Origin of the sequence: uncultured Henriciella sp. (assembly GCF_964005855.1) — a bacterium.
Lineage (GTDB): Bacteria > Pseudomonadota > Alphaproteobacteria > Caulobacterales > Hyphomonadaceae > Henriciella.
Genome location: NZ_CAXFSW010000012.1, coordinates 41,705 through 57,959 on the forward strand (window position 1 = coordinate 41,705; position 16,255 = coordinate 57,959).

The window sequence follows — 16,255 nt, forward strand, 5'->3', positions numbered from 1 at the left end:
ATGACTGGCGATCTCGTCTCCGTATTTACTGCGTCCTTCGTGACCTTCTTCGTGCTCATCGATGCCCTCGGTGTGGCGCCCGTATTTGCGTCGCTGACGGCGAAGGGGAATCCCCACTATCGGCGGACCATGGCGTGGCGCTCCGTGCTGGTTGCGACCATCATCATTTTCGGATTTGCCTTTTTCGGCACCTGGCTGCTGCGTCAGCTGCATATCACCATCGACGCCTTCCGGGCGGCTGGCGGCGCGCTTCTCTTCCTGATCGCGCTGGACATGGTTTTCGAAAAACGCACCGAGCGGCGTGAGACGCGTGCGGACGAGTATCTTGAAGAACATGAGACGCTGGATGACGTCTCGGTCTTCCCGATGGGTATTCCGATGCTGGCCGGGCCCGGATCCATCGCGACCGCCATGCTTTTCATGTCGGAGGCGGCCAACTGGATGACGCAGGCTGTCGTGCTGGCCGCAATCGGCGCCAACATGCTGCTCTGCCTGTTCGTTTTCATGATCGCCGGCCCGCTTGTAAAAGCCATGGGCGACAGTATTGCCGGCGCGATCACACGGATCTTCGGTGTCATCCTGGCCGCGCTCTCTGTGCAATTGCTGATCGACGGGCTGCAGGGCGCATTCGCAGCAGTCTAGAGCCCGCTGAGGGCCTTTCTTGAAAATTACCAGCGGTGCCCGTTCAGGGGCAGCCGATAGAGAGCCGAAAAGCTTGACCAGCCGAGCGCGATAAAGATGGCGACGACGCCGAGGATCTGGAAAACCAGGCCGGTGGACCATCTGATTCCGAGCTGAGCTAGGCCCGTAAGACGCGGGCCGATTTCCTTTGCAAGCGCAACCGCGCGGTCACTGCCGGAGAGCGCAACGAGCTCCAGCTTGCGCATGTCTTCAGGAGAGCGGGCGAGTTCGACCAGGGCGACGGCGCCTGAAGGGCTGGTGTGGGCAGCGATGGCTGAGATGGAGCCAAGATCGCGCTCCAGACGCGAAAGCCCCTCGGCGTCGACGGCGTCCCGATAAGCCTCAAGCACCTGCTGCTGGCGCTCACGCGGGGGCAGAACGGCTGAGACGGAGCTACGAAGCTCTTGGCGCGCGGTCTCCTCTGGAAGGGCGGCTTCGACCCGTTCGCGCAGATAATCCAGATATGCCTCGTCGAGGCGGCCGGCTCGCCCGGCCGCACGAAGCACAGATATTCCCGAAAGATAGGCGGGGGCGCCACCCTCCTGCTGCAGACCGAGATGCGCGATGGCGCCGAGGCGTAGCTGCATGGTGTCGACGGGATCGCCGTTCACCCATTGCTGGGAACGCCGGACAAGGTCTGCGCGGTCACCGATCATGGAAAATCCGGCTGGCAGGCCTGCCAGGTGTGCGTGGGTTCCGGTCTCCAAGGTTGGTGGCGGGCCGGTGTCATCATAAGCTTCGTTTTCAGTCGCGCCGGACATCTCATCTGCGGGCGGCGTTTGTGGAAGCTGGACATTCGGGCGCTCTACCGCGCGTTGATAGTTGGCGCGCACATCATTGGGCAGGAAGAGAAGGCCCGCCCGGGTGAGCCGGTCGTCCTCGCTGCCGGATTCTTCTGCGGCAAAGGCCGCCATGAGAGCCCGCCGGTCATTGCGACTCAGCATGGTGGGGGCGGCCAGCAGATAGCCCCGGGCGGCGGACAGATCGCGCATGGTCAGCTGTTCGGCGATCTGATCGGCCCAGAAAACACGCGAAGGCACACCGTCCGGCACAATGGTCTCGAAGGTGCGGTCGATCTCCCGGCGGGTTTCGTCGCGCGCCTCAACGTCTGCAATGCCACCAAAGGCCTGGGGCGAATAAGCGTTAACGAGGACGCGGCTGGCGAGCACGGCCAGTATGACGAGCAGGCTGTTGAAGACGAGCGCCTGGCGCCACGTCCCTTTCTGATCTGCCTGCCTGCGTCTGTGATAGCGGGCCATTTGCCGACCTGAGTTGAAAACCTGAACCAAGCGGGCCCTGAGCCCGTCTCCCCCGAGCCGCTATAGGACACAGCCGCTGGCCTGTCCGCAAGGGGCTGCAGTCTCCACCGCACATGGCACTGGGCTTGCAGGATTCAGACCGCGTTCATGTGCGCCCGTGTCTACTCAGGATAATGTATTGCCGGATTGCGCAGCCGGGCGACACGCTATATAGGCCGCGCCAGTGGGAGGTATGGAAACCATGGCCGATACCAAACTGAATGACTATGTCCCGTCCGACGATGAAGATTTCATGAACCCACGCCAGCAGGCCTATTTCCGGATGCGCCTCGAAGAGTGGAAAAACGATATCCTCGCCGGCACCAAATCGACGATTAACAATCTTCAGGAAGATTCGAGCAATCTGCCTGATATTGTGGACCGGGCCTCCTCTGAAAGCGACAAGGCGCTTGAGCTGCGCACCCGTGACCGCCAGCGCAAGCTGATCTCCAAGATCGACGCCGCGCTGCGCCGCATCGATGAAGGCACTTATGGTTACTGCGACGAGACGGGCGAGCCGATCAGCCTGCGCCGTCTGGAAGCGCGTCCGACCGCGACGCTGAGCCTGGAAGCCCAGGAGCGTCACGAGCGTAAGGAACGTACCGTTCGCGACGACTGATCCAGCCGGCCTGTTGATCGTCTGGAATTGAAAACGGCAGAGCCATGAGGCCCTGCCGTTTTTTATCACCCAACGCCCGGCGGTTTTGTAAGGGCCGGTCCGTTAGGTCTGAAACTGCCACGGGAATCCGAATCAAAGATTACCGGAATATTGCGGTGAGCTTAATTTCAGCTGCGGAGCGTTAACCCGTTTTCCCGGGCTGTTTACCTTTTCTGCGAAAAAAGGCTCGCAAAGACCGATTCTGGTGCAGGCGGACTCCAAAACACTAACGCTTCATTAACCAGCGCAGCCCAGAACGGGAGGGGCTGATCCGGGGTTCCTATGAACGATACAGAAAGTACCGAAGAGGACTGGTCCATGTCTGCACGCAGAGAGCGAGCTGTCATGAGGGAGGTTCCCAATGTGAGCGCGCCGCCGCCACTGCCGGAAGCCCCCGATTTCAAGGTGCCGACCGCGCGGGGCATCCTCTCGCGCGAGGAGATTCAGGCACTGTTGCGCCCCGACCTGCCAAGCATCAACGATGAGGGCGGCGCGCCGCGCGGTTTCGATGAGGAGCTTGAGCCGCCTGTCGACAAGAACCGCCTTGAGGGCCAGCGTTTTGCGGCACGGTTCTCAAGAGCGTTCGGCCAGTCGGCCGGGCTAAAGGCGGCGGTCAGCCTCAATTCGGCTGGTGATTTCCAGTCAAAGAGAGAGCTTCTCAAGGAAACGGGCGAGGAAGAAGGGGGCGCGTTCGCGACCTTCGGTGATGAGACGGGCGATGTGACCCACGTCATCCGGCTGAGCGCGGCACTGAGCGACCATCTGATCGCGAATGCCTGCGGTGCGCTGACCTTTGAGGCCGACCCACGTCCACGCCGGCTAAGCGTCATTGACTGTGCCCTGCTTGAACAGTTTCTCTCACCCTTTGCGCGGATGCTCGGCGAAGGGATCTCGCTCGTCGCTATCGAGACGAACCCGACCTATGTGATGTCGCTTCTCTCAACCGATTGCGGGACCCGGTACCGTTTTGACGTCGACGCCTCAGGACGCGCGAGCACAGCTGCGCTGTGGTCGCTCACCTCCGAGGGTAAACGGCAGCCAGCAGAAAAGCCGCGTGCGAAGGCAGGGGCGCGAGAGGGCACAGCCTTGCTGACGGCAAGGATAGCATCCCTGAGCGTGCCAGTGAGCCGGGTCTCGGCGCTGAAGGCCGGCGACACACTGTTGCTTGGCCTGCCAGCCGACCAGCCTGTCGAGCTTCTGTCCGGCGGGCGCGACGGCCGGGTGGCCTATGAAGGCGATGTCGGGCGCAAGGGCGACAGGATGGCTGTACGCGTGCGCCGGTGTGCCTGATGACGGCTTCCGCGGGACTAATGATCCGCTGAGCTGACCTTCTTGCCGCCCTTGCGCAACTCCTGCTCCCGCTGGGCCCAGAGACGTTTCTGGAAGCTGGTGGAGATGATGTCCGATATGATCAGTACGCCGACGACGAGATAGAAGCTCGACTTGGACATGGCGAGAATCTCGAAGGTGAAGATGTGCATGTGGGCAAGATGGGCCCCTTCGGTCACCAGCAGCACACCGACAAGGAATAGAATGAAGAGGCCGAGGACCTCATACATCCGGTTTTTCTGCAGGAAGTCGGCTACATAATCGGCCATCAGGATCATGAGAACACCGGAAGCGAGAATGGCGATGGTCATGATGGTGACCTGGTAGCGCGTCTCTGTTACGCCATCGATGACCTCCTTCACATTGGCAATCGCCATCGCGGACAGAATGGAGTCAAAAGAGAAGACGACATTCATCGTCACAATCAGGAGGATCGCCTGGGTGACGGATTTCTTCTCTTTCTTGTGGTGACCGCCCACCTCATCGATTGTGAGGAGGTGGTGGATTTCCTTGATTGCCGTGTAGATGATGAAGCTGCCGCCCACGAGCGTGACCAGCGACTGCAGGGTAAATTCCCCATCTATGATACGGGGGATATCGAGTGCGAAAAGTGGTTCGGCGAGCAGGCCGAACAGGCTGACGATCACGATCAGCAGGATAATCCGGAACAGCATGGCGAGGCCAATGCCCCAGCGGCGCACTTTCGAAGCATGCTCGCCAGTGCGTTTGGATTCGATCGCGATATAGAGAAGGTTGTCGAAGCCGAGCACGGCCTGTAGCAGAAGCAGCATGAGCAAGGTGAAAAACCCACTCAGTGTGAAAAGGTCACCGAAAATGTCTGGCATGACTGCCCCCGCTGGTTGTCGGCCTTAATGGCCTGGTGTGTTGTCTTTATCGGCGCCGCGTACAGGACCTAGCGGCCCCACCGCGCGGCGCGCCCGCGCCCGTCAACATGAACAAAAGGGCCGTGGACGGCATTTGCGCTGTAGCTGCCAAGCCCGCCCTGAGAGATGCCTTCTGTGGCGGCGAACAGTTCCTGTGCGTAGTCGTAGAGGAAGTCGGCATCGGCCTTATCGACGGTTCCGTCCCGGTTTAGATCGTCCATCACGCCATCGCGCGGGGCCACATCGACATAGATGTCCGTCGCGTCGCCATACATGTGACGCGACAGCGTCGCAGAGCCGATTGCCGTATTGTAGAACGGCGAACGAAAGCCGCTCATCACGAAGAAGGTGTCTGCGTCCGTGATGCCGTCATCATTCAGTGACTTGAGAAGCAATTCGAGGCGTTCGAGGTTGGTGCTTGAGATAAGAAGGTATTTTGGCCAGTGGTCGGGCTGTTGATGGCACAAGAACTGGCCGATCCGGAAACTAGGTGAGACGTTGACGTCACCATATCCCTCATCGAGGCGGATATAGCCGAGCGGTGTATCCTGGGGATATTTGCCCATACGGAACCCATTGACCCGGCCAGAGCCATCGACCTGGTCGGCTGGTTCCAGCACAAAGAGCGCAATCTTGTTTTTCACCTCGCCCTGAAGGCTGCGGATTTCCAGCGCATAGGTTCCGGGTTTTTCGGGGGCAGGGAAGCTGGCCGCATTTTCAAGCCGGGTATCGTCCAGATAGGCGGCCATGCCGGCAGGCACGGTCAGCTCAATAGTGTCGCCCGGCAGCGCCATATAATGCCAGATATCGTGCGGCACGGGTTTGCCGCCGACAGAAACCGGCACGGCTGGCGCCGCGCCGGTAAAAGTCGAAAGCTGTAGAAATGTAGCTGTCAGCAGCGTTTCCAGCATCAAGGTCTAACCCCGGTCTGTCGATGATTGCTCTTGGTTCACCGAGGCGGTCTGACCGAGCGGGGCCGATCTTTCAACCTGCTTGATGCCTTCTGTGCGGTCATAAATATCGCGCCAGAAGTTCACCGTCTCGTCATCGTTCACGGTCACCGTCATATAGGTGATGTGGATCGGCAGACGGCTTTCGAAGTCGATGCGCTGATTGGTAGTCGTCGACAGCGCGTCCTTCACTTCCCGGGCGCGCTCTTCGGAATCCTGACCCGCGACCCATTCTGCCATCTGGTCTGGGTGCTCAAGGCGGATACAGCCAGAGCTGAAGGCGCGTTCCGCGCGGTCGAAAAGGTGTTTGCCGGGTGTGCCGTGCAGATAGACCGAATACTGGTTCGGGAAGATGATCTTGAGCTCACCGAGGGCATTATTGCTGCCCGGTTGCTGCACAAGACGATACTTGCTGGCCGAAGACGGATCGTTCCAGTTTACATTATAGGCGCTGACCTGCTCGCCATTGGCGCGGTCATAGATCTTGAAATTGGCGCGCTGTGCATAGGAAGGATCACGTTGCAGCTTCGGCAGCTTGTCCTTTGAGACAATGCTGACGGGCGCATACCAGCGGGGATTGGCAACGGTGTACTCGATCTCGTCATTGAAGGTGGGCGTCTGACGGCTGGACATGCCGACAATGGACTTCATAGCGATTTCGCGTGTCGTCCCATTCCAGCCTTCGACCGTATAGGAGGGGATGTTGGCCCAGACATATTTCGCGTCTGCCGGGCCCTGCTGGCGCCAGCGTTCCATTGAATCGGCAATACGTGCGATCTTGGAGTCGACGCTTTCATTCAGGGCTTGCAGCGTGTTCGGGCCGACAACGCCGTCAACCTTGATGCCATGGCGCTGCTGGAACGTCTCGACGGCCGCGGAAAGGTCTTCCGAATACAGGTTCGGATCTTTTTGTGTCGCCTTTGCCGCGATGAGGCCGGTCTTGGCGTCGCCATCGGCTTCAGGCGCGCGTTCCTGCATCGAAACGGTCTGAAGGTCGCTAGCGTCGGCAAACATCATCGGCTCGCGGTCTTCTGCCTTATCTTCAATAAAACCCTCGGCAGCCAGGCGTTCGCGAATGGCGGGAACGCGCGGATCAGATTGACCGGGCTCCAGCGTCTCGCCCTCGGGGATTGCGAGCCATCCGCCCTGATCGCGAATATCGCGATAGTGGGCGAGCGCACCTTTCAGTGCTGCATATTGCGGATAGCTCGACTCAAAATCCTGAAAACTCAGCTTGCCGCCCTGACCGGCTTCAATCAGCTTTTCAGGGATAAGGGCATAATTGGCGGTGGAGATCCGCGGCTTCGCAGCTTCGCCTTCATCCGCAAGTCCGCCGCTGATAGCCGCCGCGATACGTAGCCAAGCTGCCGAAAGGGCAAGGTCTGCCTTTGCCTGAGCGTCTTTATCGGAGGAAGAAAAGCGTTGGTCGATGAGGCGATTGAGGTCTTCCTCGAGGACTTCGTCCGCGGCAAGGCCGTGCTTGAACAGGTCTGCCGAAACATCCTGAAGGCTTTTGGCGCCTTCGCGGGTCCAGACCGGCTCGAACATGGTCTGAACATAGGCCCGGCGCGCGGCTTCGCTGACACTTTTGTCGATATCGTCACCAAACTCGGTCTCGAACCAGTCAGCCATAACGGCCTGTTCAATCGCGTTCGGAAGAGGTGCCTTTACGGTAGCACCAGCCATCGAGGCCTGCTCGGTTGCGGTAAGAGTGCGTATGGCGCCTGCGTCACCTTGCTGTGCGAGAGCAACCGGCGATGCCGAGGCGAGGATCAAGGATAGGAAAAGGGGTTTCATGGGGAGGCCCTGTTCGTTCTGTAACTGTTGCTCCTGCAACGGTGTTGGAAGCGAGGCCGTTCCCGACAAAGTTTTCTGCAAATGCTGGGAACCAGAGGCAGGTTTTTGCGTGTCAAGCCCTCAAATCTCGCCACCACGCAGATGAAAAGGCTGATCGCCGCCAGTCTGCCCGCAAAGCTCGGGCGCGCGAGTGAAGGCCAAAAATTAACTCTTCTTTCAAAAACATTAACCATTGCCGTGGCAGGTTGAACGGGATTTGCGGCGCTGAGGCTGCCTGCGCACGGGGCGGCTTTGGCGCTATCATGTGTGAAACGAATCAGTGCGGCCCAATCGGGCGGCGCCCGCCGGGAGTAGGCGAAATGACCGATCATGTGACCGATAGCGAAAACCTCGCCGAACCGCTTGCCGCGGAGCACGACGAGACTGAAATGATGAGCCGGGCAGACCTTCTACAGTTTCTCTTCTGGGGATGCCTTCTCATTTCAGTCGCCGCCGCAAGCGTTGCCATAGCCTGGCCTGATGCGGTCGGTGGACTGGGACCGATGCTTCTCATTTCCATGGCTGCGGGCGGCATGGTCTTTCTCCTCTGGGTCCTGAAGGGCGCTGGCCGCAAGCTTGGTCTGTTCCCGCAGCGTGGGGCAGCGGCGCAGGCGGTTGCAGAAGCAGGCCCCCGTTTTGGCTGGATCGAGGCGCTGGATGAGGCTGTGCTGGTTGCCGATCCGGGCGGCGCGCCGATTGCGGCGAATGCACGCTATAGCGAGCTGACACGCCAGGTGCTGTCCAGCATGAAGGAGACCGCGGCGCCTGTTTCCTTTGACCGTCTGTTCTCCTCCATGCCCGGTCTCGCTGCTCCGGTTTTCCGGCTGTCACGCGCGGCGAAGGCAAATGAAGCGCGTCATGAGACCCTTCCGGCGATGACGATCGGCACCAGTACAGAGACCGTCCAGTATGAAGCGACCGTGGCGCCGCTGCCGAGAGGACGTGTCATGTGGCGGCTGCGCGAAGTCAGCGCGGCGCCTGAGGCGGCCGGCGGAACAACGGATGTCCAGTCACTCTATGTCGAGGACGCACCGGTTGGTTTCTTTGCGGCGCGCCCGGATGGCAGGATCAGCTATGCCAACAAGTGGCTACGTGAACTGATCGGCCTTCCTGAGACCGCGCGCAATGTTCGTCTGGACGATGTCATGCGGCCGGAATTTGTCCGTATGCTGGGCAAGGACAGGAAGAGCGGCCTGCCGGGCCGTGCCCGCATCATGATGCGCACGCGGGATGGGGTAGAGATGCCGATGCAGGCGATTACGACCTGGTCTGGCAAGGGCATCAATGCGCAGGGGCGCACACTTCTACTGCCGGCGGCGCTGGCTGGTGGTGGAGAGCGCGAGGGCCGTTTCAGTGCGCCGATGGCGGCGCGCCCGCCGGCGGCCGATGGCGATCCGATGTTTAACGAAGCCCCTTTCGGCGCGGCCCGGCTGGAAGGCGCCAGCGTCGAGAGCGCTGTGCTTCGCAACGCCAACCGCGCCTTGCGGGAGATTGCGGTCAACTGCGAAGACGGCTCGCGGTTCGCCGACCTTTTTGCCCAGGATGATGAGACCGACGCGGACGAAATCGCGGCGAAGCTGCTCGATGCGGTCGACAAACCGGTGGGGCTGAAGCTTGCAGGCGAGCCGGCGCGTAGCGTCAATGTGTTTGTGTCGCTCGACAGCGCCGGACAGCCCTCAGTTGCCTATATCATCGACATGACGGAGCAGAAGGATCTCGAAGTCCGTCTGGCGCAGGGCGAGAAGATGCAGGCCATCGGGCAGCTTGCCGGCGGCGTGGCGCATGATTTCAACAATGTTCTGACGGGCATCATGCTGAACAATGATGAGCTGATGACGCGCCATCCGGTAGGCGATCCCGACTATGAGAACATCAAGAGCATCTATGAATTCTCTGTGCGCGCGAAGGATCTGGTGCGCATGCTGCTGGCCTATGCCCGCCAGCAGACCTTCAAGCGCGAGATCGTGAATGCGACGGACTTCCTGTCCGAGTTCTCGATCCTCCTGCGCCAGATCCTCGATGAACGCATCGAGTTCAACACGGTGCATGGCCGGAACCTGCCTTACATCAAGGCCGACCTGAACCAGCTGGAGACGGTCATCATCAACCTTGTCACCAATGCGCGCGATGCGATGCTGCTATCTGGGCAGGCAGGCGGGTCGCTGGAGATCCGCACTTCGGCGGCCACCGCCAAGGATGCCCATGACAAGGGCTTTCATTATGTAGACGAGGGTGACTATCTGCTGATCGAGGTGGCCGATACCGGCTGCGGCATCCCGGCCAATATCCTGAACAAGATCTTCCAGCCTTTCTTCACGACCAAGGATGTGGGCGTTGGTACCGGGCTTGGACTTGCCACGGTCTACGGCATCGTCAAACAGTCGGAAGGCTTTATCTGCCCGATCTCCAAAGTGGGGGAGGGGACGACCTTCCAGATTTATCTGCCGGCGCTGAAGGAAGAAGATATTCCGCAGCCCGCAGAAGACACGCCGGTGGAGGAGGCCGAGGAGAGACGGCCAATGGATATCTCCGGGCGCGGACGTATCCTGCTGGTCGAGGATGAAAAGGGGCTGCGCGACATTGCCGTCATGCATCTCATCTCGCGCGGCTATGAAGTGGAGTCGGCTGGCGATGGCGAGGAAGCCCTGGAAATCCTCGAGGATGCGCCAGGGACGTTTGATCTGATTGTTTCAGACGTGGTCATGCCCGGTATGGACGGGCCGACCCTGATCCGGGAGGCCAAGGACTATCTCGGCCATGCGCGTGTCATCTTCGTTTCCGGTTATGCGGATCCGGACATCGCCAAGAAACTCGATGACGACCGCGAGATTTCCTTCCTGCCCAAGCCTTTCAATGTGCGCCAGCTCGCCGAGCGGGTGAAGCAGCAGCTTGGAGTGCGCAAGGAGCGTGAGGCGGCTTAATCCGCCCGCCAGCGGGCGCAGATCGAAGTGGGCAACATGCGTCCGGTCTTCTCCTCCGGAAGGGCCATCTCGCCCATCTCTATGCGCCCGCCAAATGGCTCGAGACGGTCTCCCAGCGCCTGGGCCAGCGCAATGTGCGAGAGTCTGACGGCATAGGCGGTCAGGACGACAAAGAGCGGATCTTCCACCAATAGCTCTGCGACACCATCCAGCAGGCCGGGAAGGTCTTCCTCAAAGCGCCAGGTTTCATTCTTCGTGCCTCGTCCGAACTTCGGGGGATCGAGGATGATCGCGTCGTACCGGTTGCCGCGGCGCTGCTCACGCGCGACGAATTTCATTGCATCATCCGCAATCCAGCGGATTGTGCGGTCATCCAGACCGGACATGGTCTGCGCATCCTTGCCGAACCCATTGGATTTTGGACTGGCGTCCAGGTGAACCACTTCGGCGCCTGCCTGCGCGCAGGCCAGCGACATCAGCCCGGTGTAGCCAAAAAGGTTCAGCACTTTGGCCGGACGGCCGGCTTTCCTGAGCTGATCCTTCGCGAAAGCCCAGTGTACCGAGTGTTCCTGGAAGACGCCCATGTGCCGGAAAGGCGTGCGCCGGGCTTCGAATTTAAGACCCTCCCATGTCATAGGCCAGGTGTCCGGCGCCTTGGGATTGAGCCGTCGCCACTGGCCGCGTTCATCGTCCCCGGCCTTGGCATCGAACCAGGCATCCGCCTTCCATGTATCGACCGGCTGGCGCGGGCGCCAGAAGGCCTGCGGGTCCGGGCGGATGACGGTCTGGCTGGCGAAACGTTCGCGCTTGAGCCCATCGCCGCTGTCGAGCAGGGCGTAGTCGTCCCAGTTGTCAGCAAGAAAGAGGGTCTGTTCGTACTTCATGCGAAATCTCTTATTTGAAGTCTCTCTGGCGCCAGGCTTCATAGGTCATGACGGCCGTCGCCTGAGCGAGGTTGAGACTGTCGGCACCGCCGCGCATCGGGATCAGGCAGAGCGTGTCGCATTTGGCCTCGACAGCATCCGGCAGACCGGCCTGTTCATTGCCCATCAGGATGACGCTCGGTCCTGACATGTCGGCATCGGTGTGGCGGACCGTGCCGTTCACGCTGGCGGCAAGAACAGAGAGGCCGGCGCCTGTGCGCCAGGTGTTGAACGCATCGAAGCTCGCGCGGGCGAAAGGAATATCGAAGATCGATCCCATCGAGGCGCGGACGGCTTCGACGCTATAGGGATCGCAGCACTGGCCGATCAGGAGCACGCCCGACAGCCCGGCGCAGTCGGCAGTGCGCAGGATAGTGCCAAGATTGCCGGGATCGCGGACCTCATAAAGAGCGATCCAGAGCGAGGTCTCCGGAACGGTGAGGTCTTCGAGGGCAGGGTGAGTCTGGCGAAAGGCGCCAATCACGGCCTGCGGATTGTCCTTACGGGCGATCTGACCGGCCAGCCTGTCCGTCACCTGCACGGTGCGGGCGCCTGAACGGGCGGCCTTGTCGACAAGGTCGCGCACGAAGGCCCGCTCTGCGCTGGAGGCGGAGACGACCAGACTGTCGAGCGACCAGCCCGCAGAGAGGCCCTGTTCAACAAGGCGCGCGCCCTCAGCCAGAAAGAGACCGGTTTCGTTCCGGCCCTTCTTGCGCTCCAGGCTGCGCAGCATCTTGACCAGCGGATTACCCGTGCTGGAGATTGTTTCGAGGTTCGATGACATGGGCGCGCTTTAGCACAGACTTCGCGCAAGACAATTGACGCGCGCGCCATGGTTCGGTCTGCTGGCAGAATCAAGACAAGACCGCTGCTCAACCTCGCCCGTGCCGAAGCCGCGCATGAGCTGAGGTGAGTGGAAATTCGGCGCGGTGAAAATCCGGCCCGCATGGAGAGCCGATCTGATGGCCCTGGTTCATGAATATGTATGGTATGTGCTTGCTGGCGCATTGCTGCTTGGTTTTGGGCTGGCGTGGATCCTTCGGGGCCTGAAGAAGTCGCCCGAGGAGCAGCGGGCCATTGTGGACCGGGATATTGCACTTCTGGAACTGCAACAGACCAAGGATGAGCTCGACAGCCTGTTTGCCGCGCAGCGTAAATGGAAGGCGCAGACCAAGGCTGCCGTCGCCGAAGGGGCCGACCCGGCACTGAAGGCTGAGGTCGAACGCCTCCAGGCAGAGCTTGCCGCGCTCCGGGAAGCGGGAGCCGAGCGTCCCAAGACTGAGGCAGAGGCGGGTGCGCCGGCGTCGTCTACCAGCCGCGCGGGGGAAGAGGCATCGCTGCGTAATGCGCTCATCGCTCGCAATGAGTATCTGGAAGAGCGGATTCACGATGTGGAGCTGCGACTCCATCATATGGCGAAGGAAAAGGCTGACGCTGAGACGCTCCAGCCTGCAGAAACTGGCCCGAGCGAAAGTACCCTCAGCAAGGAGGCGTATCTGACACGCTATCTGGTCATGCGGGCCGAGGCGCTGCAGGCCAGGCTGCAGGCAGTCCGGTCCGCTGCGCCGGAGGAGGCAGACTCTTCGATGGCGGCGCGTCCAGATGCCCCAGATGAAAGCGAACCGAGCAAGCGTGATGAAGAAGTTGCCCGTTTGCGCTGGCGTAACCGGTATCTGGAAAGCCGGCTCGCCTATCTGGACCAGCCTTCCGAAGGCGCGGTGCAGGTTAGAAGGGCGGAAGTTACCGACCAATCTGCGGCCCCTGCAAGCAACTCTCCTGAGCCTGTTCGCGCGTCTGAACCCGCGCGCCCATCGCCGCGGCCTGCGCAGCCAAATTCTGCTCAGGTGGCGAACGCTGGACCGGACCGGTTCGCCGTCCGAGGCCCCCGCTTCACCAGTCCGATGTCCGCGCTGGCCTCTGCGGGCGCGGCGCAGCAACCGGCTGCAGCGCAGCAGACGAAGGAAGAAAAGCCTCTCCGCCCCCCGTCGCGGCCAGCTCCTGAAGGGGCGGCCGACGACCTCACCCGGCTCTCCGGCCTCAGCTCTTCAATCGAGCTCAAGCTCAATGAAATCGGGGTCTGGCATTTTTCCCAGATTGCTGAATGGACGCCCGCAAACCTCGCTTGGGTGGATGAGGCTTTCGACCTCGACGGACAGGCGAGGCGGGAGGGCTGGATCAGCCAGGCGCGCCAGCTGGTGGGCTAGATATTTTCGTGTTGATCGCCGGTGAACGAAGTCTTCATTTGAGAGTTAGGCCATGCAGGTTACATATAACGCCATTCATGACATCGCATGACACTGGAAAGGGACGGGTCAATGACAACAGCCAAACCGCAACGGGCAGGTTCATTCGAGCGACGGACATTCGCAGGGCTCGCCGCCTCGCTCGCGTTTGCAGCCACAGCGTGCAGCGTGAACCCCTATACTGGCGAACAGCAATTTGCCGCTTATGACGACGCACAGCTTTCTCAGGCTTCCGCGCAGGCCTGGCAGCAGCTTCGCGCCCAGACGCCGACACTGAATTCGGGCCCGCAATATCAGCGCGTTCAGCGTGTCTGGAGCCGGATTGCCGCCGCATCGCCGAAAGCCGGTGAACAGTGGGATGTCCAGGTTTTCAATTCGGATGACGTGAATGCGTTCGTGATGCCGGGCAATCGGGTCGGCGTATATACCGGCCTGCTCGATGTGGTCGAAAATGACGACCAGCTCGCAGCGGTTCTCGGCCATGAGGTCGCGCACGCCATCTATCGCCACGCCAATCAGCGCGCGACCCGTCAGGCCGCCGCTTCGGCCGCCGTTCAGGTTGGTGCGGCCGCCGCGGGCAATAGCGGTCTTGGCGTCAGCGCAAATCAGGTGAACGCGCTCGGCAGTGTGGCCGCTAATCTGGGCGTTGTCCTGCCGTACAGCCGCAATGCCGAGCTGGAAGCCGACCTCGCCGGCGTCGATTATATGGTGCGTGCGGGCTATGATCCACGCGCTGCGATCCGCCTGTGGGAAGTGATGCAGCAGAATAACAGCCAGCGTACCGCCGACTTCCTGTCGACACACCCCAATCCAGATATCCGCCAGCAGCGCATCCGCGAATACATCCAGCAGAAGGGCTACTAGGCGCTTTTGATCAGGTGCCAGAGCTGACCCGGCGGGCTTGACCTGCCGGGTCTTTTCGTGTGTACCGCGCGCTTCGCCCCTCGCCGGGCGAGATACCTTGTGGGAAGTGCCGGTGGGAAAGACCATCACCGGGCTGGACCACGGGGCCTCAAACCAGGCGGCCGGATCGAAAGACCACCGGCCACGTAACAAGCCAGAGAGGATGACATGGCTAAGAAATTGCTGGGGCAGCTCAAGCTCCAGATCCCGGCCGGTTCGGCCAACCCGTCTCCGCCAGTTGGTCCTGCGCTCGGTCAGCGCGGCATCAATATCATGGAGTTCTGTAAGGCCTTCAATGCGAAGACCGAGAACATGGAGAAGGGCCTGCCGATCCCCGTCGTGATCGACTACTATCAGGACAAGTCCTTTACCTTCACCACGAAGACGCCGCCTGCGAGCGTTCTTCTGAAGAAAGCTGCAGGCCTGAAGATCGGCAAGCCGAACTCAGGTGCCAAGCAGCCGGGCAAGGACGTCGCCGGCAAGGTGACGATCGCCCAGTGCCGCGAGATCGCCGAAGCGAAAATGGTCGATCTCAATGCAACGGACCTCGACGCCGCAACAGAGATCATCAAGGGCTCTGCGAAGTCGATGGGCCTCGATGTGGTGAACTAAGAACATGGCTAAGCACGGAAAAAGATATCGCGCCGCTTACAGTGCGGTGGATGCCGAGAAGATCTATGGCGTTTCTGAAGCCATCTCTCTCGTGAAATCGAATGCGACCTCCAAGTTCGACGAGACGATTGAAGTCGCCGTCAGCCTGGGCGTGGATCCGAAATATGCCGACCAGATGGTCCGTGGCATGGTCTCTATGCCTTCCGGCACCGGTAAGGACGTCCGCGTGGCGGTCTTTGCACGCGATGCCAAGGCTGAAGAGGCCAAGGAAGCCGGCGCCGATTTCGTTGGCGCCGAGGACCTCATGGAGCAGATCCAGGGCGGCATGATGGATTTCGACCGGGTCATCGCGACCCCGGACATGATGGCTGTCGTCGGTCGTCTGGGTAAGGTTCTTGGCCCGCGCGGCCTGATGCCGAACCCGAAGGTCGGCACGGTTACCCCGAATGTCGCAAAGGCCGTTGCCGACGCGAAGGGTGGCTCTGTCGAGTTCCGCGTCGAGAAGCGCGGCATCGTCCATGCCGGCATCGGCAAGGCAAGCTTCAGCGAAGATGCGCTCGAGCAGAACTTCAAGGCGTTTGTCGATGCCCTGATGAAGGCCAAGCCATCGGGCGCCAAGGGCACCTATATGAAGAAGATCGCGCTGTCTTCCACGATGGGCCCGGGCATCACGGTCGACGCCAATGAGGCGATCGCCGCCGCCTAGAGCGCAAATAAAGCGACTGAAAATCGAGCGCCCGGACCTCTCGCAGGTCCGGGCGTTTGCGTTTCGGGCTGCGGCGCGATATCTTCTCTGGAGCTGAGGAGAGCGTGTCCCGGGCATGAGAAATTGTGCGTGCCGGGGGTTGCGACCCTGTGTATTCCGCGTTAACAGACCCCTCTTGACGGGAGATCACCGACCAAATCGGGGGCCTCCCGTTTTCCTGTCCAAGACCATGGGTCGCGTCCTTAGGGCACAGAAATCCCATGATAGACGGGGTGAGGCGAGTATTAGAGGCTGTCGGAATTCAGGTTTCG

Annotated in this window: 14 protein-coding genes; 8 read left to right on the forward strand and 6 right to left on the reverse strand. The window is 60.8% G+C overall.

What is annotated here, in order from left to right; genetic code table 11:
• Positions 1-642, forward strand: coding sequence for a MarC family protein (locus tag ABNU55_RS11995; protein WP_290755327.1), 642 nt, complete (start codon positions 1-3; stop codon positions 640-642).
• Positions 643-668: 26 nt separating this feature from the next.
• Here ABNU55_RS11995 and ABNU55_RS12000 read toward each other — a convergent pair whose 3' ends face one another.
• Complete coding sequence (locus ABNU55_RS12000) at positions 669-1,940, reverse strand: hypothetical protein (RefSeq protein WP_348764380.1); 1,272 nt, start codon at positions 1,938-1,940, stop codon at positions 669-671.
• Between the two features lie 241 nt (positions 1,941-2,181).
• On the opposite strand from ABNU55_RS12000, the gene dksA reads away from it, so the two are divergent.
• Both dksA and ABNU55_RS12010 read left to right on the forward strand, forming a co-directional pair.
• Positions 2,182-2,598: an RNA polymerase-binding protein DksA gene (gene dksA / locus ABNU55_RS12005; protein ID WP_290753902.1), complete on the forward strand. Its 417-nt coding sequence runs from the start codon at positions 2,182-2,184 to the stop codon at positions 2,596-2,598.
• A 384-nt stretch (positions 2,599-2,982) separates the two neighbouring features.
• Positions 2,983-3,927 carry a FliM/FliN family flagellar motor C-terminal domain-containing protein gene (locus ABNU55_RS12010; RefSeq protein ID WP_290753900.1) on the forward strand — a complete coding sequence of 315 codons (945 nt, stop codon included), beginning with the start codon at positions 2,983-2,985 and terminating at the stop codon, positions 3,925-3,927.
• Positions 3,928-3,944: 17 nt separating this feature from the next.
• Here the strand turns inward: ABNU55_RS12010 and ABNU55_RS12015 are convergent, their stop codons facing one another.
• The 3 genes from ABNU55_RS12015 to ABNU55_RS12025 all read right to left on the reverse strand — a co-directional run bounded on the left by ABNU55_RS12015 (position 3,945) and on the right by ABNU55_RS12025 (position 7,597).
• The gene (locus ABNU55_RS12015) at positions 3,945-4,811 is read right to left on the reverse strand and encodes a tellurium resistance protein TerC (protein ID WP_290753897.1); all 867 of its coding nucleotides are present in this window, start codon (positions 4,809-4,811) and stop codon (positions 3,945-3,947) included.
• A 68-nt stretch (positions 4,812-4,879) separates the two neighbouring features.
• A complete protein-coding gene (locus ABNU55_RS12020; protein WP_290753894.1) occupies positions 4,880-5,761 on the reverse strand; it encodes a D-Ala-D-Ala carboxypeptidase family metallohydrolase in 882 nt (293 codons plus the stop codon).
• A 6-nt stretch (positions 5,762-5,767) separates the two neighbouring features.
• Positions 5,768-7,597 (reverse strand): L,D-transpeptidase family protein, encoded by a 1,830-nt coding sequence (locus ABNU55_RS12025; RefSeq protein ID WP_290753891.1) that lies wholly within the window; start codon positions 7,595-7,597, stop codon positions 5,768-5,770.
• A gap of 359 nt (positions 7,598-7,956) precedes the next feature.
• On the opposite strand from ABNU55_RS12025, the gene ABNU55_RS12030 reads away from it, so the two are divergent.
• Positions 7,957-10,557 carry an ATP-binding protein gene (locus tag ABNU55_RS12030; RefSeq protein WP_290753888.1) on the forward strand — a complete coding sequence of 867 codons (2,601 nt, stop codon included), beginning with the start codon at positions 7,957-7,959 and terminating at the stop codon, positions 10,555-10,557.
• Here ABNU55_RS12030 and ABNU55_RS12035 read toward each other — a convergent pair.
• Both ABNU55_RS12035 and ABNU55_RS12040 read right to left on the reverse strand, forming a co-directional pair.
• Positions 10,554-11,441, reverse strand: coding sequence for a class I SAM-dependent methyltransferase (locus ABNU55_RS12035; RefSeq protein ID WP_290753885.1), 888 nt, complete (start codon positions 11,439-11,441; stop codon positions 10,554-10,556). The genes ABNU55_RS12030 and ABNU55_RS12035 overlap by 4 nt on opposite strands.
• 10 nt (positions 11,442-11,451) lie before the next feature.
• Positions 11,452-12,264 carry an RNA methyltransferase gene (locus ABNU55_RS12040; RefSeq protein WP_290753882.1) on the reverse strand — a complete coding sequence of 271 codons (813 nt, stop codon included), beginning with the start codon at positions 12,262-12,264 and terminating at the stop codon, positions 11,452-11,454.
• A gap of 178 nt (positions 12,265-12,442) precedes the next feature.
• Between ABNU55_RS12040 and ABNU55_RS12045 the strand changes: the two genes are divergently transcribed.
• The 4 genes from ABNU55_RS12045 (at position 12,443) to rplA (ending at position 15,944) form a co-directional block, all read left to right on the forward strand.
• Positions 12,443-13,684, forward strand: coding sequence for a hypothetical protein (locus ABNU55_RS12045; RefSeq protein ID WP_290753879.1), 1,242 nt, complete (start codon positions 12,443-12,445; stop codon positions 13,682-13,684).
• 111 nt (positions 13,685-13,795) lie between these two features.
• Positions 13,796-14,587 carry a M48 family metallopeptidase gene (locus ABNU55_RS12050; protein WP_290753876.1) on the forward strand — a complete coding sequence of 264 codons (792 nt, stop codon included), beginning with the start codon at positions 13,796-13,798 and terminating at the stop codon, positions 14,585-14,587.
• 207 nt (positions 14,588-14,794) lie between these two features.
• Positions 14,795-15,238, forward strand: coding sequence for a 50S ribosomal protein L11 (gene rplK / locus ABNU55_RS12055; protein ID WP_290753874.1), 444 nt, complete (start codon positions 14,795-14,797; stop codon positions 15,236-15,238).
• A 4-nt stretch (positions 15,239-15,242) separates the two neighbouring features.
• Entirely contained in the window at positions 15,243-15,944 is a 702-nt protein-coding gene (rplA, locus tag ABNU55_RS12060; RefSeq protein ID WP_290753872.1) for a 50S ribosomal protein L1, read from the forward strand.
• Positions 15,945-16,255 lie beyond the last annotated feature (311 nt).

What these genes read in the sequence shown, in the direction of transcription:
- ABNU55_RS11995 (WP_290755327.1), top strand. Translation starts at nt 1, where the DNA reads ATGACTGGCGATCTCGTCTCCGTATTTACTGCGTCCTTCGTGACCTTC.
- ABNU55_RS12000 (WP_348764380.1), bottom strand. Translation starts at nt 1,940, where the DNA reads ATGGCCCGCTATCACAGACGCAGGCAGGCAGATCAGAAAGGGACGTGG.
- dksA (WP_290753902.1), top strand. Translation starts at nt 2,182, where the DNA reads ATGGCCGATACCAAACTGAATGACTATGTCCCGTCCGACGATGAAGAT.
- ABNU55_RS12010 (WP_290753900.1), top strand. Translation starts at nt 2,983, where the DNA reads ATGAGGGAGGTTCCCAATGTGAGCGCGCCGCCGCCACTGCCGGAAGCC.
- ABNU55_RS12015 (WP_290753897.1), bottom strand. Translation starts at nt 4,811, where the DNA reads ATGCCAGACATTTTCGGTGACCTTTTCACACTGAGTGGGTTTTTCACC.
- ABNU55_RS12020 (WP_290753894.1), bottom strand. Translation starts at nt 5,761, where the DNA reads ATGCTGGAAACGCTGCTGACAGCTACATTTCTACAGCTTTCGACTTTT.
- ABNU55_RS12025 (WP_290753891.1), bottom strand. Translation starts at nt 7,597, where the DNA reads ATGAAACCCCTTTTCCTATCCTTGATCCTCGCCTCGGCATCGCCGGTT.
- ABNU55_RS12030 (WP_290753888.1), top strand. Translation starts at nt 7,957, where the DNA reads ATGACCGATCATGTGACCGATAGCGAAAACCTCGCCGAACCGCTTGCC.
- ABNU55_RS12035 (WP_290753885.1), bottom strand. Translation starts at nt 11,441, where the DNA reads ATGAAGTACGAACAGACCCTCTTTCTTGCTGACAACTGGGACGACTAC.
- ABNU55_RS12040 (WP_290753882.1), bottom strand. Translation starts at nt 12,264, where the DNA reads ATGTCATCGAACCTCGAAACAATCTCCAGCACGGGTAATCCGCTGGTC.
- ABNU55_RS12045 (WP_290753879.1), top strand. Translation starts at nt 12,443, where the DNA reads ATGGCCCTGGTTCATGAATATGTATGGTATGTGCTTGCTGGCGCATTG.
- ABNU55_RS12050 (WP_290753876.1), top strand. Translation starts at nt 13,796, where the DNA reads ATGACAACAGCCAAACCGCAACGGGCAGGTTCATTCGAGCGACGGACA.
- rplK (WP_290753874.1), top strand. Translation starts at nt 14,795, where the DNA reads ATGGCTAAGAAATTGCTGGGGCAGCTCAAGCTCCAGATCCCGGCCGGT.
- rplA (WP_290753872.1), top strand. Translation starts at nt 15,243, where the DNA reads ATGGCTAAGCACGGAAAAAGATATCGCGCCGCTTACAGTGCGGTGGAT.